At 61.6% G+C, this 16,087-nt stretch carries 16 protein-coding genes and 1 pseudogene; 11 read left to right on the top strand and 6 right to left on the bottom strand.

Annotation, left to right across the window (positions count from 1 at the left end; translation table 11 throughout):
* Window positions 1–35: 35 nt before the first annotated feature.
* The 3 genes from NEK97_RS18835 to glmS are packed head-to-tail and all read right to left on the bottom strand — an operon-like array spanning window position 36 to window position 3,864.
* On the bottom strand, window positions 36–1,613 hold the full coding sequence (locus NEK97_RS18835) for an NAD(P)H-hydrate epimerase (RefSeq protein WP_257371248.1): 1,578 nt from the start codon (window positions 1,611–1,613) through the stop codon (window positions 36–38).
* A gap of 18 nt (window positions 1,614–1,631) precedes the next feature.
* The gene (locus NEK97_RS18840) at window positions 1,632–1,979 is read right to left on the bottom strand and encodes a holo-ACP synthase (RefSeq protein ID WP_235517100.1); all 348 of its coding nucleotides are present in this window, start codon (window positions 1,977–1,979) and stop codon (window positions 1,632–1,634) included.
* 4 nt (window positions 1,980–1,983) lie between these two features.
* On the bottom strand, window positions 1,984–3,864 hold the full coding sequence (gene glmS, locus NEK97_RS18845; RefSeq protein ID WP_235517101.1) for a glutamine--fructose-6-phosphate transaminase (isomerizing): 1,881 nt from the start codon (window positions 3,862–3,864) through the stop codon (window positions 1,984–1,986).
* A gap of 139 nt (window positions 3,865–4,003) precedes the next feature.
* Here glmS and coaA point away from each other — a divergent pair, with 139 nt between their 5' ends.
* Both coaA and NEK97_RS18855 read left to right on the top strand, forming a co-directional pair.
* Complete coding sequence (coaA, locus tag NEK97_RS18850; RefSeq protein ID WP_211711187.1) at window positions 4,004–4,975, top strand: type I pantothenate kinase; 972 nt, start codon at window positions 4,004–4,006, stop codon at window positions 4,973–4,975.
* Between the two features lie 64 nt (window positions 4,976–5,039).
* Window positions 5,040–5,822 carry a D-alanyl-D-alanine carboxypeptidase family protein gene (locus NEK97_RS18855; protein WP_257371277.1) on the top strand — a complete coding sequence of 261 codons (783 nt, stop codon included), beginning with the start codon at window positions 5,040–5,042 and terminating at the stop codon, window positions 5,820–5,822.
* 65 nt (window positions 5,823–5,887) lie between these two features.
* Here the strand turns inward: NEK97_RS18855 and glmM are convergent, their stop codons facing one another.
* From glmM to rplM, 3 genes are all read right to left on the bottom strand, one after another.
* Entirely contained in the window at window positions 5,888–7,252 is a 1,365-nt protein-coding gene (gene glmM, locus NEK97_RS18860) for a phosphoglucosamine mutase (RefSeq protein WP_257371251.1), read from the bottom strand.
* A 149-nt stretch (window positions 7,253–7,401) separates the two neighbouring features.
* Window positions 7,402–7,911, bottom strand: a complete 510-nt coding sequence (rpsI, locus tag NEK97_RS18865; protein WP_024817562.1) for a 30S ribosomal protein S9 — start codon at window positions 7,909–7,911, stop codon at window positions 7,402–7,404.
* 38 nt (window positions 7,912–7,949) lie between these two features.
* Window positions 7,950–8,393, bottom strand: a complete 444-nt coding sequence (gene rplM / locus NEK97_RS18870; RefSeq protein ID WP_024817563.1) for a 50S ribosomal protein L13 — start codon at window positions 8,391–8,393, stop codon at window positions 7,950–7,952.
* A 287-nt stretch (window positions 8,394–8,680) separates the two neighbouring features.
* On the opposite strand from rplM, the gene NEK97_RS18875 reads away from it, so the two are divergent.
* From NEK97_RS18875 to NEK97_RS18915, 9 genes and pseudogenes are all read left to right on the top strand, one after another.
* On the top strand, window positions 8,681–9,325 hold the full coding sequence (locus NEK97_RS18875; protein ID WP_257371253.1) for a prepilin peptidase: 645 nt from the start codon (window positions 8,681–8,683) through the stop codon (window positions 9,323–9,325).
* Window positions 9,326–9,649: 324 nt separating this feature from the next.
* Window positions 9,650–9,838: a Flp family type IVb pilin gene (locus NEK97_RS18880; RefSeq protein WP_257371255.1), complete on the top strand. Its 189-nt coding sequence runs from the start codon at window positions 9,650–9,652 to the stop codon at window positions 9,836–9,838.
* A gap of 94 nt (window positions 9,839–9,932) precedes the next feature.
* The gene (locus NEK97_RS18885; RefSeq protein ID WP_257371257.1) at window positions 9,933–10,340 is read left to right on the top strand and encodes a TadE/TadG family type IV pilus assembly protein; all 408 of its coding nucleotides are present in this window, start codon (window positions 9,933–9,935) and stop codon (window positions 10,338–10,340) included.
* On the top strand, window positions 10,328–11,374 hold the full coding sequence (locus tag NEK97_RS18890; RefSeq protein WP_257371258.1) for a Tad domain-containing protein: 1,047 nt from the start codon (window positions 10,328–10,330) through the stop codon (window positions 11,372–11,374). The genes NEK97_RS18885 and NEK97_RS18890 overlap by 13 nt, the downstream gene beginning before the upstream one ends.
* 53 nt (window positions 11,375–11,427) lie before the next feature.
* Window positions 11,428–12,195, top strand: coding sequence for a Flp pilus assembly protein CpaB (locus NEK97_RS18895; RefSeq protein ID WP_257371260.1), 768 nt, complete (start codon window positions 11,428–11,430; stop codon window positions 12,193–12,195).
* On the top strand, window positions 12,192–13,391 hold the full coding sequence (locus NEK97_RS18900; protein WP_257371262.1) for an AAA family ATPase: 1,200 nt from the start codon (window positions 12,192–12,194) through the stop codon (window positions 13,389–13,391). The genes NEK97_RS18895 and NEK97_RS18900 overlap by 4 nt, the downstream gene beginning before the upstream one ends.
* Entirely contained in the window at window positions 13,388–14,830 is a 1,443-nt protein-coding gene (locus NEK97_RS18905) for a CpaF family protein (RefSeq protein ID WP_257371263.1), read from the top strand. Before NEK97_RS18900 ends, NEK97_RS18905 begins: the two co-directional genes overlap by 4 nt.
* A gap of 2 nt (window positions 14,831–14,832) precedes the next feature.
* A complete protein-coding gene (locus NEK97_RS18910; protein ID WP_257371265.1) occupies window positions 14,833–15,771 on the top strand; it encodes a type II secretion system F family protein in 939 nt (312 codons plus the stop codon).
* Between the two features lie 10 nt (window positions 15,772–15,781).
* Window positions 15,782–16,087, top strand: a pseudogene (locus NEK97_RS18915) (type II secretion system F family protein); the annotation flags it as partial.

Raw genomic sequence — 16,087 nt, forward strand, 5'->3', positions numbered from 1 at the left:
CAAGACTACAGAGAACCCCGACAACGACAGTAACCTTAGGGTCTTGTGTGGTCGTATTCCGCGCTGAGCGAACCAATGACGGCTGGAACGGCCTTCATGATCGCTGAGGCTGTAATGGGTCCACCGTCAAAAATGGCAGATGCGCTGGCTCCTGCCCTGCCATGGACGCTCGCCGCGACGGCTGCCACGGCAGCCCAGCGGTCCGCTTGCTCCAAGCCCAAGGCGGCATAGGCGCCGTCGTCGTCCCTGACCTCTTCGGCGGACTGCGCCACCAAGGCACCCAAAACGCCGGCCAAGACATCACCGCTCCCGGCGGTGGCCATCCACGCCGTGCCCTCCGATTGACTGAAGACAACGCCCGACGGCGAGGCCACCAGTGTGGTGGCACCCTTCAGCAGCACCGTGGCGCCGGTCAGTTCGGCGGCCAGCCGCACGAAATGCAGTGGGCGCGCTTCCACGTCGTCGCGGGTCACTGCGATCTCACCCATGGCCGGAAGTGAATCGAGCAGGGAGGCCAGCTCCCCCGCGTGCGGTGTCAGGATCCAGTGTGGCGGACAACGGTCCGGCAGGACGCCCAGCGCTCCGGCATCAACCACCACGGGCAATCCGGCGTCCATGGCTTTCTTCGCCGCGTCCCCGGCGCGCCGCAGTTGTTCATCCCCATCCACCCCTGGCCCCAGCACCCAGGCCTGGACGCGACCAGGATCGCCGGACTCCCACAAGGCCTCAGGGGTCAGGGCCAGCACAGCCTTCGCTGCGGCTTCTGGGCCCAAATACCGCACCATCCCCACTCCGGCAAGTGCTGCAGCGTGGACACTCAGGACGGCGGCACCGGCGAACCGCGCAGAACCTGCCACCACCCCAAGGACACCCCGTGAGTACTTGTGCGCGCGGCGATCCGGTGTCGGAAGCAGGGGTCCGAGGTCGCCGGCAGTGAGGCGTCGCAGCTCCGGGCTCACGGAACCAAGCCCGGATTCGATACCGATTGGCACCAGTTCAACCCGACCCGCACAGCCCTCCCCCGGGTCAGTCATCAGGCCGGCCTTGATGCCGCCGAAAGTGACCGTCACGTCCGCATTCAGCACGGGCCAGTGGACTTCCCCTGTGCCGGCGTCCAGTCCGCTGGGAAGGTCGCAGGCTACTACCAGGGAGGGGCGCAGTTCCTGCAAGGCGGCAACCAGCTCGGCTGCAGCCCCACGCAAACCTCCACGGGCCCCCGTACCAAGCAGGGCATCGATGATTGCATCGTCGCCGGCGCACATGACGGCGAGTTCTTCGGCGTTCCCGGGCTCCATGCGCAGGGTCCGACCACCGGCGGCGGTAAAAGCAGCCAGTGCCCCGGGATGGACTTCCGGGGCGGCGAGGACCGCCGTCGTGCGCATTCCGCGACGGGCAAGGAAGGCTGCGGCGAAAAGACCGTCTCCACCGTTGTTTCCCTTGCCTGCAAGGACCGTGACACCGGCGCCGCTCAGCTTGCGTTTCCTTTTGACCTGCCGGACCACCTCTTGCGCCAGCCCGTAGGCTGCCCGCTGCATAAGAACAGCGCCCTCACCGGAGTCCAGGAGCGGTTGTTCCGCATCCCTGATCTGTTGTCCGGTGAAGGCGCTGATCATTGTACTGTTATGCCTGCCCTAGCCCTCGGCAATAACGGTGGCCGTAGCGATGCCGCCGTCGTGGCTGATGGACAAGTGCCAGCGCTTGACGCCTTTGGCCTCAGCCACGGCAAGTACCGTGCCCTTGACCTGAACGGTAGGCCCGTTTTCGTCCAGCCCGATCCAGCAGTCCTGCCAGTTCATTCCCGCAGGCGCGCCGAGCACTTTGGCCACGGCTTCCTTGGCCGCGAACCGGGCAGCCAAAGAGCGGGTGTTGAGCTCGCGTTCCGCGGGAACAAACAACCGGTCCCGGAGGCCGGGGGTCCGCTCCAGCTGCTTGCCGAACCGTTCGATGTCTACGACGTCTACGCCAATGCCAACAATCATGCCGTTATTCTACGGTCACGCTCTTGGCGAGGTTACGCGGCTGGTCGACGTCGTAACCCTTGGCACCGGCAAGTTCAGCGGCAAAGATCTGCAGCGGAACCGTGGTGAGCAGCGGCATCAAGAGGGTGGGCGTCTCAGGAACGTAGAACACCTGCTCTGCGTAGTCCTTGACCGACTCGTCGCCTTCCTCGGCAATCACCAGGGTGCGGGCGCCACGTGCGCGGACTTCCTGGATGTTGCTGACGACCTTGGAGTGCAGGGAGTCTCGGCCACGCGGGGACGGCACCACGACGAAGACCGGCTGGCCGTCGTCGATCAGGGCGATCGGGCCGTGCTTGAGCTCGCCGGCTGCGAAGCCTTCTGCGTGGATGTACGCAATTTCCTTGAGCTTCAAAGCACCTTCGAGGGCTACCGGGTAGCCGACGTGGCGGCCCAGGAACAAGACGGACTTTTCGTCCTTCATGCTGCGGGCGAGCTCGCGGAGGGGGCCTGCGTTGTCCAGGATGTGCTGGATCTTGGCCGGGATCTTGGACAGGTCCGCGAGGACGTCCTTGATCTGGCCGGAGAAGATGTTGCCGCGCAGCTGGGCCAGGTACAGGCCCAACAGGTAAGCGGCAGTGATCTGCGCCAGGAACGCCTTGGTGGACGCGACGGCGATCTCCGGGCCTGCGTGCGTGTAGAGCACGGCGTCGGATTCACGCGGGATGGTGGAACCGTTGGTGTTGCAGATGGAGATGGTCTTTGCGCCCTGTTCGCGGGCGTAGCGGACGGCCATCAGCGTATCCATGGTTTCGCCGGACTGGCTGATGGAGACCACCAGCGTGTTGGAATCGACGATCGGGTCGCGGTAACGGAACTCGTGTGCGAGCTCCACTTCCGTGGGGATGCGGCACCAGTTCTCGATCGCGTACTTGGCAACCAGGCCGGCGTAGGCCGCGGTGCCGCAAGCGAGGACGATGATCTTGTTGACCTGCTTAAGCAGCTCCGGGTCGATGCGGAGCTCATCCAGGGTCAGCTTGCCGTCGAGGTCCGAACGTCCCAGGAGGGTCTGCGCTACGGCGTCAGGCTGGTCGTGGATTTCCTTCTCCATGAAGGAGTTGAACCCACCCTTTTCTGCCGATGCCGGGTCCCAGTCAACGTGGTATTCCTTGCCTTCGGCCGGTGCGCCGAAGAAGTCGGTAATCTCCACCGAATCAGCCGAGATGGTGACGATCTGGTCCTGGCCCAGTTCCACGGCACGGCGGGTGTAGTCGATGAAGCCGGAGACGTCGGAGCCGAGGAAGTTCTCGCCCTCGCCCAGGCCTACGACCAGCGGGGAGTTGCGGCGGGCGGCCACGACGACGTCGGGCTGGTCCGCGTGGACGGCCAGGAGGGTGAAGGCACCCTCAAGGCGCTGGCAGGCGAGGCGCATGGCCTCGGTGAGGCTGCCGCCGTCGTTGAGTTGGGTACGGAAGATGTCGCCGATGAGCGCAGCCGCTACTTCGGTGTCGGTTTCCGATTCGAAGGTGACGCCCTTGCCGAGGAGCTCCTGCTTGAGCTCGGCGAAGTTTTCAATGATGCCGTTGTGAATCACGGCCAAGCGGCCGCCGTCGGAGAGGTGCGGGTGCGCGTTACGGTCGGTTGGTCCGCCGTGCGTCGCCCAGCGGGTGTGACCGATGCCGGTCAGGGACTCCGGGATGGGGTTTGCTTCGAGCTCGCCAATCAGGTTGCTCAGTTTTCCGGACTTCTTACGGGACGAGATGGTGCCGTCAGCCACCACTGCGACGCCGGCGGAGTCATAGCCGCGGTACTCAAGACGACGCAGCCCCTCCACAACGACGTCCAGGGCGCTGTGACCAGCTGCCTTACGGGACGAATTGCCAACATAGCCTACGATTCCACACATGGGCTCAAGCTTAGCGGCTCATGCAAACAACTGATGTGGGACGTCCCAGCTCTTAGGCTATATGACGAGAGCCAAGTCACTCACAATTCACCCTACCGTCGTCGCGCATTTCCTGATCCGCCCCGCGGAGGGCAGAATCATGAGCGTGACTTTGCAACGCACCGAAGCTAATGGCGACGGCGCTTCCCCGTTTGTTGAGCTGGACCGCCAGACCTGGTCCAGGCTTGCAGCACAGATGGAGCAGCCCCTCAACGAAGAGGACATATTCCGTCTCCGGGGCCTCGGCGACCCCCTCGACATGAAGGAAGTCCGGGAGGTTTACCTCCCCCTTTCGCGGCTCCTCCACCTGTACGTGCAGGCCTCCCACCAACTCCACGCCGCCACCACCACGTTCCTGGGCGAGCAGACACAGCGCACCCCCTTCGTCATCGGCGTCGCAGGTTCCGTTGCCGTCGGCAAGTCGACCATCGCCCGCGTGCTCCGGGAAATGCTCAGGCGCTGGCCCGGTACGCCCAATGTGGAACTCATCACCACTGACGGCTTCCTCTACCCCCTGGCTGAGCTAAAACGGCGCCACCTGCTCGAACGCAAGGGTTTCCCCGAGTCCTACGACCGCCGCGGGCTCCTCCGCTTCGTTTCGGAGGTCAAGGGAGGTGCGGAGGAAGTCCGCGCGCCCTGGTACTCGCACGTCACGTACGACATCGTGCCCGGTAAGGAAGTCGTGGTCCGGCGTCCCGATGTCCTGATCGTCGAAGGCCTGAACGTCCTTGCACCGGCGCGCCCCCGCATGGACGGCAAACAGGGATTGGCCGTCAGCGATTTCTTCGACTTCTCCATCTATGTGGACGCCAAAACCTCATACATCGAGGAATGGTACGTGGACCGTTTCCGCAAGCTCCGCAGTACGGCTTTCGCGCAGCCCGAATCCTATTTCCACCGTTACGCCACGCTCTCCGACGACGACGCCGAATCGACGGCCCGCGGCATCTGGAAGCGAATCAACGAGCCGAACCTTGAGGAGAACGTGCTGCCTACCCGTGGAAGGGCCCAACTGGTGCTCACCAAGGATGCAGACCACTCAATCCGCCGTATGCTCCTCCGGAAGGTCTAAGCCGTTGGCTACCCCACAACCAAGCCGCAGGGCCTTCACAGGCCTGCTAGCGGCCGGCGCCGGGATGCTCGCACTGTCAGCCTGCACGCCGGATAACACTACACCCCCCACCGCCGTGGCCGATGCCTCCACTGGATCTCCGAGCCCCACCGTGACGGCCACGTCCGCGTCGCCTGCCGTCGCCCCCACCGACGTCGCGGCAACTCCGCTACCCAGCGCCACGCCGTCGAGCGCTGCCGCCCCACGCTTCTCCCTCACCGACCCCACCAGCCCCTGGGTGGTGGTGAACAAGCACCGGCCGCTGAACCCGCAGAACTTCGTTCCCGCGGATCTCGTGCAACCCAACATCCGGCTCGCCGTCAGCGGCGAAGCGTCATTGGTCAACAGCACGACGGCGGCTGCCGCAGAGAAGATGTTCGGCGCCGCAGCCGCGGAGGGCGTCATCATGACGTTGGCATCGGGATACCGCTCCTATACCACCCAGGTAGCCACCTACAACGGCTATGTCGCCAGCACGGGGCAAGCAGCCGCCGACCGCGCATCCGCCCGCCCCGGACACTCCGAACACCAAACAGGCTGGGCCTTCGACATCGGCGACGGTGGGGGCGCCTGCAGCTTCCAGCCGTGTTTCGCTGAACAGCCCGCCGCCGTGTGGGCCAAAGCCAACGCAAGCAAATTCGGCTTCGTGGTCAGGTACCCGTGGATGTTCCACGAAACCACCGGCTACTTCTACGAGTCCTGGCACCTGCGTTACGTCGGCGTGGAAGCGGCAACGGATATGGCGGCACGCGGTATCGCCACCTTGGAGGAGTACTTCGGGCTCGAAGCGGCGCCGGACTACCTCTGAGCGTTTGTGTTTTAAAGAAGAATGGCCCGCTCCCCGATGAATCAGGGAGCGGGCCATTTCGTTTCTTAGACAGCCAATTCGCTGGAAGCGCCCAATCGTTCGCGGACAACAGCCGCAAGACCCGTACAGATCCGCTCAGCAGTTTCCATGTCGGCGGCCTCCACCATAACGCGCACCAGGGCTTCGGTACCGGACGGGCGAAGCAGCACGCGGCCGGTTTCACCCAATGCGAGTTCCGCAGCGGCAACCGCAGCAGCAACGCCTTCATCGGTACCTGCACGGGCCTTGTCCACGCCCTTGACGTTGATCATGAGCTGCGGGAGCTTGGTCATCGCGGTGGCCAGTTCCTTGAGGCTGCGGCCGGTCAGGGCCACCTGCGCTGCAAGCTGGAGGCCGGTCAGGACACCGTCGCCCGTAGTTGCGTAATCGGAGAAGATCACGTGGCCGGACTGCTCGCCACCGAGGTTGTAGCCGCCGTCGCGCATTCCTTCAAGCACGTAGCGGTCGCCCACTGCCGTTTCGAGGATGGTGATTCCGGCTTCGCGGAGGGCGATTTTGAGGCCAAGGTTGCTCATGACTGTGGCTACCAGGACGTTGTCCTTGAGCTTCCCTGAGTCCTTGAGGGCGAGGGCCAGGATCGCCATGATCTGGTCACCGTCCACCTCGTTGCCTTCGTGGTCCACTGCCAGGCAGCGGTCGGCGTCGCCGTCGTGCGCAATGCCGAGATCCGCTCCGTGCTTTACAACAGCTTCCTTCAGCGGGCCCAGGTGGGTGGATCCGACGCCCTCGTTGATGTTCAGGCCGTCCGGCTCAGCACCAATCACTACAACATCAGCACCAGCGTCCTTGAACACCTGCGGTGAGCACCCGCTGGCTGCACCGTGGGCGCAGTCGAGAACGACCTTCAAGCCGTCAAGGCGCTTGGGCAAGGTTCCAAGGAGGTGGACGATGTAACGGTCTTCGGCGTCGGAGAAACGCTGGATGCGTCCGACGTCGGCACCCACCGGGCGCTGCGGCTCTTGGCCCAGCTGAGCCTCGATGGCGTCCTCGACGTCGTCGGGGAGCTTCTGGCCGCCACGGGCGAAGAACTTGATCCCGTTGTCGGGCGCGGGATTGTGGGAGGCCGAGAGCATGACCCCAAAGTCAGCGTCCAGGTCTGCAACCAGGTAAGCGGCGGCGGGGGTCGGCAGGACACCGGCGTCGTAGACGTCGATGCCGGAGCTGGAAAGCCCTGCTTCGACGGCCGCGGCGAGGAACTCACCGCTCGCCCTGGGGTCCCTGGCGACGACGGCGCGGGGCCGCTTGCCGTTGGTTGCGCGGTCATGGCCGAGTACGACGGCGGCGGCCTGGGCAAGCTGCATAGCCAGCTCAGCAGTAAGCAATCCGTTCGCGAGACCGCGCACGCCATCTGTTCCAAATAATCTAGACATCGGCTCAAGTTTAGACGACGACGGGACACCATCAGTTCACGGACGCATCGGAGAGTCACACTGGAACCCCAATCCAGGCGCCTGCGGGCCGCCTTAAACGGCGAAAGCCCGCCCCGCCACAGTGGCGGAACGGGCTTTCGTGCAGCGAATTAACGCTTGGAGTACTGCTGAGCCTTACGTGCCTTCTTGAGACCAGCCTTCTTGCGCTCGATGACGCGGGCGTCACGGCTCAAGTAACCGGCCTTCTTGAGGGTTGCGCGGTTGTTGTCGACGTCGATCTCGTTCAGCGAGCGAGCAACACCGAGACGCAGCGCACCGGCCTGGCCGGAGATGCCACCACCGTGGATACGGGCGATGACGTCGTAGGCGCCTTCGAGATCAAGGATCTTGAAGGGCTCGTTGACATCCTGCTGGTGCAGCTTGTTCGGGAAGTAGTTGTCCAGCGTGCGGCCGTTGATGGTCCACTTGCCGGAGCCCGGTACGACGCGAACGCGTGCAACGGCTTCCTTGCGGCGGCCAACAGCTGCGCCGGCAACGGTCAGTGCCGGGCGCTCCTTCTTGGGAGCATCTTCAGCAGCGTTGCTGCTTTCAGAGGTGTAGCTGGTGAGGGTTTCCTCGGCCTCGACGGCTTCGGCGGTCAGTTCTTCGTTCTGAGCCACGGTTCTCCTTGTAATGAAAAGTTGGTTGGTGGCCAGGACTACTGGGCGACCTGGGTGATTTCGAAAGTCTTCGGCTGCTGTGCAGCGTGGGGGTGCTCAGCGCCACGGTAGACCTTGAGCTTGCCCAGCTGCTGAGCTGCGAGGGAGTTCTTGGGGAGCATGCCCTTGATGGCCTTCTCAACAGCGCGAACCGGGTTGGATTCCAACAGTTCGGCGTAGTTGACGGAGGTCAGGCCGCCCGGGTAACCGGAGTGGCGGTATGCGCGCTTCTGCTCCAGCTTGGCGCCGGTGAGGGCAACCTTTTCAGCGTTGATGATGATGACGAAGTCGCCCATGTCCATGTGGGACGCAAAGGTCGGCTTGTGCTTTCCGCGCAGCAGTGTTGCGGTCTGGCTGGCAAGACGACCAAGGACAACGTCGGTGGCGTCAATGACGTGCCACTGGCGGTTGATATCGCCGGGCTTCGGGGTGTACGTACGCACGGTTTTGCCTCGTTCTTGTTCTGGCGTTCATGTTTTAGGCGACACGCAATAAGGCGTGTACCTACTATGTATGCGCTACCGGAGCAGAGGTGAGGGCTCTATGTACCAGTCATCCCAGGATCTCGAAATGCCTCAGGAGTTAGCGATCCTGCAACTGGATCCCCCATAAGGCATGTGTCATCGAGATAGGACACGCACAACGACTCTAAACAATACCTTCAACGGGGCGCCTGGGTCAAAATGGGGTTACCGCACATGGGGGTACCTGTGTTAATGAGGGGGAACACGTGACCGATGGACTTGCCTTGCCGCTCCTGCTTGCCCTGCCCGGTCTGCTGTTGAGCCCGCTGGCCGAGTCCCTCATCCACGCCTGGCTGCCGCGGCTTGGCGGACTCCCCTCCCCCAAGGTCCGGATCACGACGGCGGCCGTCACCGCCTTGCTGTTTGGCTTGCTCGCGTGGCGGTTCGGCTCTTCTGCCGAATTGCCGGCTTTCCTTTTTCTGGCGCTTTGTGGGGTGCAACTTTCCCGCATTGATTTCACGCTGCATTTGCTGCCGAATCCGCTGGTTCTGCTCCTGCTTGGTGGTGGCGTGGGTCTTCTCGCGACCGCCGCAACGCTGGCTCCTGCGTGGAGCGAGCTGCTCCGTGCCCTGGCGGGTGGGGCCATCTTGTTCGCCGGCTACCTGATTCTGGGACTTTTTTCGCCCGGGAGCATCGGAATGGGCGACGTAAAGCTCGCAGCTCCCCTTGGCCTGTACTTGGGTTACTTGGGTTGGGCGCAGGTACTCTACGGCGGACTGCTGGGATTCGTGGTGGGCGGGTTGCTCACGGTGCTGATGTTACGCCTGCGACGCGGGGAAAAACCGAGGGAGACAGCTCACGGGCCAGCCATGGTCATCGCCGCCCTGGCCGTTGCCGTGGTCATGGTTTAGCCCTGCCTGAGTACGCACTAACCAAGGCTGACTCCCCCCTTCGAAATTAATAAGGCCACTGTCAAAACCAAGTAGTTTGGGTCCCTTGCACCCCCAAAACTGAGTACTTCCCAGCTCGGGCGCACCCCGCCAAGTAGTGCCCCTACCAGGAAATCGAGTACGGCTACGCATTGTCGCGACGGCCACGCAGGGTGAATTCTTATGTCATCGAATTCCGAACCGCTAAAGGAAACATGGGGGTAGTTCGGAACTCGAAGCAAATTCCGATAATTTGCTGGACCTATAACCCATTTTGCATTCACTTTTTCTGGGAAGGATTTTCCAATGTCTACTTTTATGTTCACCATCACTTCGTACATCGCCGGCGTCAAGGACCGCTTCACCAAGGAGGAGAAGGGAGCCACGATGGTTGAATACGGCATCATGGTCGCCGCCATCGCCGTCGTGGTCGGCGCCGCAGCGTTCGCGCTGGGTGGCCGGGTTTCGGCCCTGTTCGCCGGCCTCATCCCGTAGCGAGTCAGGCGGCGGTCGGTCGTGAGACTGCAAAGTCATCACGACCGGCCGACGCCATTTAAGGCATCGTTCTTTCTGGCTCTGGGAGAAAACAATGAAAGCGAGAACCACGGAAAAAGGAGCAGTTGCCGTTGAAATGGCAATTGTCCTGCCCCTACTGCTGCTGATCCTTCTTGGCATCATGGAGTTTGGCCGCGCTTACAACGTCCAGGTGTCCCTCACCGAAGCGGCTCGTGAGGGTGCCCGGTATGCGGCGGTTCATTACAAAGAGGGCAGCCTCAATGTCACCGGCACGGCGCTGGCTGCGGCCCCGGGGCTCAACGGCCTGGGTGTGACTGTCACCAACAACGCCGCAAGCTGCGCACCCGGTTCAAACGTCACGGTGACCACCCGTGTTTCGCTTCGTTCGATGTCCGGTTTCCTGGACTCGGGCTTCTTTGGAGCTCCGGGCATCTTCCCGATCACTATGACAGGAGTGGGGGTCATGCGATGCGGCGGATAACGTGTTCGCCGGCAGATGCCCTTACAGCCGGCAAAGCCCAATGCGAGGACAAGGAGCGGGGTGCCGTCTCTGTGCTGGTTGCACTGATGATGGTGGTCCTTCTCGGTTTTGCTGCCCTTGCAGTGGATGTTGGTGCCGTCTATGCCGAGAAGGCCCAGCTCCAAAATGGGGCCGACGCAGCTGCCTTGGCTATCGCTACTGACTGTGCGGAAGGCACATGCGGAAGCAGCGCCGCCACCGGGAGCCAGTTCGCCAACAGCAACGCGAACGACAACTCCAGCGGTGCCGTGGTCACATTCCCGGCCGCTACCAGAGTCCGCGTGGTAACCAATGCCAGGGATGCGCGAACCGGTGCCAACAATTTCTCGCTAATGTTTGCACGGGTGCTGGGCTTCCAAACTGCCCAGGTAGGTGCCACGGCCGAAGCCACATGGGGTTCGCCAACAAGCGCCACAACGCTCCCCTGGACCGCCAGCGAGTGCGTCTTCAAAAAGTACCTCTCACCCGCACAACTGGCATCCCTGAATTCCACCGGCAACTTCTCGGGTGACCCTATCCCGACACATGTGACCCTTCGGTACGACACGAATGCACCGGCCGTAGGGGGCTGCGTTGCACAGAACGGCTATCAGCCAGGAGGCTTTGGCTGGTTGGAGACCAACTCCGGGTGTTCGACTGACATCAGCATCAGCGCCGTCGTGATCGGTCAACCGGGAAACCACTTCCCGAATGGAAGTACCTGCAATTCCGTCCTGGCGCACATCATGGACGCGCCCGCGCTGATACCGCTCTTCAAAACGGCTGCTCAAAACGGCAGCAAGACCAAATACACGTTAGTTGGTTTCGCCGCATTCCAGGTCACAGGCTACAAATTCGACGGCGGCCAAAAGCTGGACCCGGCGGCGCCCAGCTGCACCAACAATTGTCGAGCCATCCAAGGCTACTTCTCCCGTTTCGTATCTCTCGACGAGGGTTCTCAAGCAACGGGTGGCATTCCGAACTACGGAGCATCTGTTGTGACACTCACCAAGTAGGCGCCCAAGAGTGCCTGCTAATAACCACGCAAGAACCCGAAAGGAGCTACAAAGTGAAAACACGCCTACTGGGAGGCATAGCTGCACTGCTTCTGGCAGTCATTGGCACAGTCCTACTGGTCACCTACGTTCAGGGAGCCGACAAACGTGCACAAGAGGGGCTCGATCCCGTAAGTGTCCTGGTGGTGAAGGAACGCATTCCTGCCGGCACCAAAGCGGAAGAGCTTCAGTCCAAGGTAAAAACCGAAACTTTGCCTCAATCAGCAGTCGCGCCCGGGTCAATAAGCGCTCTCGCCGATCAAACAGGCAAGGTCACCGCCGCTGACATGCAGCCCGGCGAACAACTCCTGGGAATGAAGCTGGTGAGTCCAAAGGATCTGGCACCTGGCACCGTGCCGGTCCCGGAAGGGCTGCAGGAGTCCACTTTCGTCCTTTCGCCCGAGCGCATCCTCGGGGGCCGTATCGAGGCCGGCGACACCGTCACGGTATACGCATCTTTCAAAGTGGATGACGCCGTAGCGGCTGGGGCCAATCTTCCAGCCAATGTGACGGGCTGGAAGAACTTCACCAAGCTGCTTTACCACGATGTCCTGGTTACTGCAGTTCAACAAGCCGCCCCCGACGCTGAGAAGTCAGCGGGCACCGAAAAGGCGGTGGCACTGCCAAACGGATCCGCTTATGTAACTGTCGCCCTCAGCGACGCCAACGCTTCAAAGATGGTCTTTGGTGCGGAGTTCGGAACCTTATGGCTCTCGAAGCAAACTGAGAAGACCGCCAAGAGCGATCCCCCAACCACCACCTTTGGAGGGCTGCTCCAATGAGCCGATTCGTAGCCATCACCGCCGTCAGGGACTTTGAAGCCCGCGTCCGCCAGGCCGTCACAGGGGCCCTTCACGGCGACCTGCAAACCCTGTCCCCTTCTATTCTCCAGGCTGGTACGGACGAACTCTTCAAGCAAATGACTGGCGCTCCCCCCGAGGTGATGATCCTTGGCCCGGGCGTAAATCCGGACGATGCATTCAAGCTGGCCACAGTCGTCGACCTACAGTACCCGGAAATCAGCCTGCTGATGGTGGCAGAGCCGAGTGCGGACATCGTCTTGAAAGCCATGCATGCTGGCGTCAGGGATGTCGTAGCCCCGGACGCCGAAGTCAACGAGCTTCGCATCCTCCTGGAGCGTGCATGCCTGGCGTCCGCCAGTCGGCGGCGAGGAATGCAGCCCGCTGCGGACCCGGCTCAAGAAAAGGGGCGGGTGATAGCCGTCATGTCGCCCAAGGGCGGCGTGGGAAAAACAACCGTCGCCACCAATCTGGCCATAGGACTGGGGGCTCTGGCCCCAATGAGCGTGGTGATTGTGGACCTGGACCTGCAGTTCGGGGATGTCGCCTCCGGCCTGCTCTTGGAACCGGAGCACTCCATCACGGAGGCAGTTCACGGTGCAGCCGCTCAGGACTCCATGGTCCTCAAGGCGTTCCTGACCGTCCATCCGGCTGGCATCTACGCACTCTGCGCACCACAGAAGCCTTCCGAGTCGGACTACATCACAGCCGATCATGTGACCCGCCTCCTCAATCAGTTGGCCACGGAGTTCAAGTACGTCGTTGTGGATACGGCACCGGGCTTGGGCGAACACTGCCTCGCCACGCTGGAACTGGCCACTGACGGTGTCTGGGTCTGTGGGATGGATGTGCCAAGCATTCGGGGACTCCGAAAATGCTTCAGCGTATTGAAGGAACTCCAACTCCTGCCGCAAGGCCGACACACTGTACTGAATTTTGCGGACAGAAAGAGTGGTCTTTCAGTCCAGGATGTTGAGGCCACCATCGGTGTCCCGATTGACACGGTGATTCCGCGGTCCCGGACCCTTCCGTACTCGACGAATCGGGGCGTACCGGTCCTTCAGGGAACGGCAAGGGACACGGCTATCAAGGGGCTGCGAAAGTTGGTTCAGCGTTTCGATCCGCGATTGGAATCGACACCGCAGAACAAGCTCCACCGCAGGGTGGTGGTGTCATGAAACTGTCCGAGAGGTTGACAAGGAATAATCCGCTTGCTGCGGCCAGCTTCACCGATTCGCACTCGCCCGAAAGCACCTTGGCTGGTGAGGGGACGGCAGCAACGCTGGCTTCGGGTCCTATCTTGGGTGGAACTCCGGCACCCCCCGCCGTTGATGCCTTGGCAGGCCTCAAGCAACGTGCGGCCTCGGCCCTTTTTGAAAGGATGGGCAACAGGACCGGTGACACCTCGTCCTCAGAAGAGGAACTGCGTTCTTTCGCTGTAGACGAGCTTTCAGCGGTCATCGACGACGAGCAGGTCCCTTTGTCACCCGAGGAACGGCGTCGCCTCATACGCGAAATAGCTGATGAAGTTATGGGCTTTGGGCCGCTTCAACGTCTGCTGGAGGACCCATCGGTTACTGAAGTGATGGTGAATGGATTCGACCAAATCTACGTGGAGCGGCATGGACATCTGGCCCTTACCGATCTGCAGTTCAGCTCCGATGCCCACCTTCGGAAAGTCATTGAGCGGATCGTCTCCAAGGTGGGGCGTCGAATTGACGAGTCTTCGCCACTTGTCGATGCCCGGTTGGAAGACGGATCCCGTGTCAACGCCATCATCCCTCCGCTGGCAGTCAACGGTCCATCGCTGACAATCCGAAAGTTCAGCCATATCCCCATTACAGTACGGAACCTCATCGAGTGGGGCTCCGTAAGCCAGGAGATGGCGGAGCTTTTAAGCGCTTGCGTGCAGGCACGGCTCAACATCATTGTTTCGGGAGGCACTGGTACAGGTAAAACGACGTTGCTGAATGTCCTGTCGTCGTTCATCCCTGAGTCGGACCGCATTGTCACTATCGAGGATGCTGTCGAGCTCCAACTGCAGCAACAACATGTGGTCCGATTGGAGAGCCGTCCACCGAACATTGAGGGAAAGGGTGCTATCAGCATCCGCGATCTCGTCCGAAACTCCCTCCGCATGCGTCCCGACCGCATCATCGTTGGCGAAGTGCGCGGCGGCGAATCTCTGGACATGCTGCAGGCAATGAATACGGGCCACGACGGATCGTTGTCCACAGTCCATGCCAACTCTCCCCGTGACGCCATAGCCCGTTTGGAGACCCTCGTACTGATGGCCGGCATGGACCTTCCCCTGCGTGCCGTCCGAGAACAAGTTTCCTCAGCAGTCGACCTTATTGTTCAGGTCACTCGACTGCGGGATGGCAGCCGCAGGGTAACTCACGTGACCGAGGTCCAGGGCATGGAGGGAGACGTTGTGACCTTGCAGGATGCTTTCCTCTTCGACTACTCGGCAGGCCTTGACGCCCAGGGGCGCTTTCTGGGCAAAGCACTTCCCACTGGCATCCGGCCCAGGTTCCTTGACCGGTTTGTTGAGTTGGGAATTTCGGTTTCACCATCCACCTTCGGCGTAACGACATTGCCCCTAGGGAGGAGGTAGCCGTGGAGACTTGGGTGTTCTTTACAGCAATCGGCCTGTGCGTAGGCTCACTGATGCTGTTTGTGGTTGTGGTCCTGAAGCCGAAGAATGCGGCTATTCCGATTGAACGCCGGCGTATCGAAACAACGTTGGACCCTTCAGCCGTGGGACGTGTTTCCGAGTCGGCCGTCCGCTGGGTTGATGGCGCGATTGGCAAGTCCGGTGGGCCCTTTAATAGGGCAGTTCTGTACAACGCGGGGGTCAAACAGACCCCGGCTGACGTCACGGTGGTGGTTGGCATCGCCCTCCTGATCCTGGGAGGTTTCGGATGGCTGTTCATCAGCCCGATCATCGGCGTCCTTCTGGCGATTGCCGTCCCCTTCGGCGCCAGGTTCATACTGATCGCCAAAACGGCGAAGCGACGGGCCGCGTTTGAGGACCAACTAACGGACACCATTCAGATGTTGATCGGCGGACTCCGTGTGGGCCACAGCATCATGCGTTCGTTGGAAGCGGCAGCACGTGAAGCACAAGTGCCCACATCCGAAGAGCTGGCGCGGGTAGTCAATGAGGTCAGAATAGGCAAAGACCCCCGGCAGGCCCTCGAAGATGTTGCGACACGAATGCAAAGTGAAGACTTTCGATGGATTGGCCAGGCCGTCCAGATAAACCGCGAAGTGGGTGGCGACTTGGCAGAAGTCCTTGAACAGGTGTCAGGAACAATTCGCGAACGCAGCGAGATCAAGGGACACGTGCGGTCGCTCAGCGCAGAAGGCAAGATGTCTGCCCTGATCCTCATGGCACTGCCTGTCGTAGTGGCGCTTGCCGTAGCCGTCATGAATCCGACATATATGCGTCTCTTTGTAGACCACCCATTGGGAATAGCCATGACTGTCCTCAGCTGTCTGCTGTTCGTCGTCGGTGGTTTCTGGATGAGCCGCACCATAAAGATCAAATTCTAGGAGGCCCATCATGACTCCGCTTGCATGGCTTTATATCGCACTCATTGTCACGCCGTTGGCGTACTTCGCCTGGTCCCTGGCATCGGTAGACCGGAAAGGGCTCGTGTCCATCCAGTCCAACCTTGGCTCCGGGTTCGGCCGCGGCGACGGGGCCAAGAACCAACGCTCCCCGCTCATGCTTGGAGCGGCCAAAAAGCTGATGCCCGGGAGCTACGAAGCCAAACTGGACCATTGGTTGGCCTTGGCTGGACGGCCCAGTTCCATGCCGCTCAGCAAGGTCATTGCTTTGAAACCATCGCTTGCCCTCATTGGCGCA

Source organism: Paenarthrobacter sp. UW852, assembly GCF_024608385.1.
Lineage (GTDB): Bacteria > Actinomycetota > Actinomycetes > Actinomycetales > Micrococcaceae > Arthrobacter.

Bases quoted from the DNA above. Each gene is read 5' to 3' on its own strand.
- NEK97_RS18835 (WP_257371248.1), bottom strand. From the start codon at position 1,613: ATGATCAGCGCCTTCACCGGACAACAGATCAGGGATGCGGAACAACCG.
- NEK97_RS18840 (WP_235517100.1), bottom strand. From the start codon at position 1,979: ATGATTGTTGGCATTGGCGTAGACGTCGTAGACATCGAACGGTTCGGC.
- glmS (WP_235517101.1), bottom strand. From the start codon at position 3,864: ATGTGTGGAATCGTAGGCTATGTTGGCAATTCGTCCCGTAAGGCAGCT.
- coaA (WP_211711187.1), top strand. From the start codon at position 4,004: ATGAGCGTGACTTTGCAACGCACCGAAGCTAATGGCGACGGCGCTTCC.
- NEK97_RS18855 (WP_257371277.1), top strand. From the start codon at position 5,040: ATGCTCGCACTGTCAGCCTGCACGCCGGATAACACTACACCCCCCACC.
- glmM (WP_257371251.1), bottom strand. From the start codon at position 7,252: ATGTCTAGATTATTTGGAACAGATGGCGTGCGCGGTCTCGCGAACGGA.
- NEK97_RS18880 (WP_257371255.1), top strand. From the start codon at position 9,650: ATGTCTACTTTTATGTTCACCATCACTTCGTACATCGCCGGCGTCAAG.
- NEK97_RS18885 (WP_257371257.1), top strand. From the start codon at position 9,933: ATGAAAGCGAGAACCACGGAAAAAGGAGCAGTTGCCGTTGAAATGGCA.
- NEK97_RS18890 (WP_257371258.1), top strand. From the start codon at position 10,328: ATGCGGCGGATAACGTGTTCGCCGGCAGATGCCCTTACAGCCGGCAAA.
- NEK97_RS18900 (WP_257371262.1), top strand. From the start codon at position 12,192: ATGAGCCGATTCGTAGCCATCACCGCCGTCAGGGACTTTGAAGCCCGC.
- NEK97_RS18905 (WP_257371263.1), top strand. From the start codon at position 13,388: ATGAAACTGTCCGAGAGGTTGACAAGGAATAATCCGCTTGCTGCGGCC.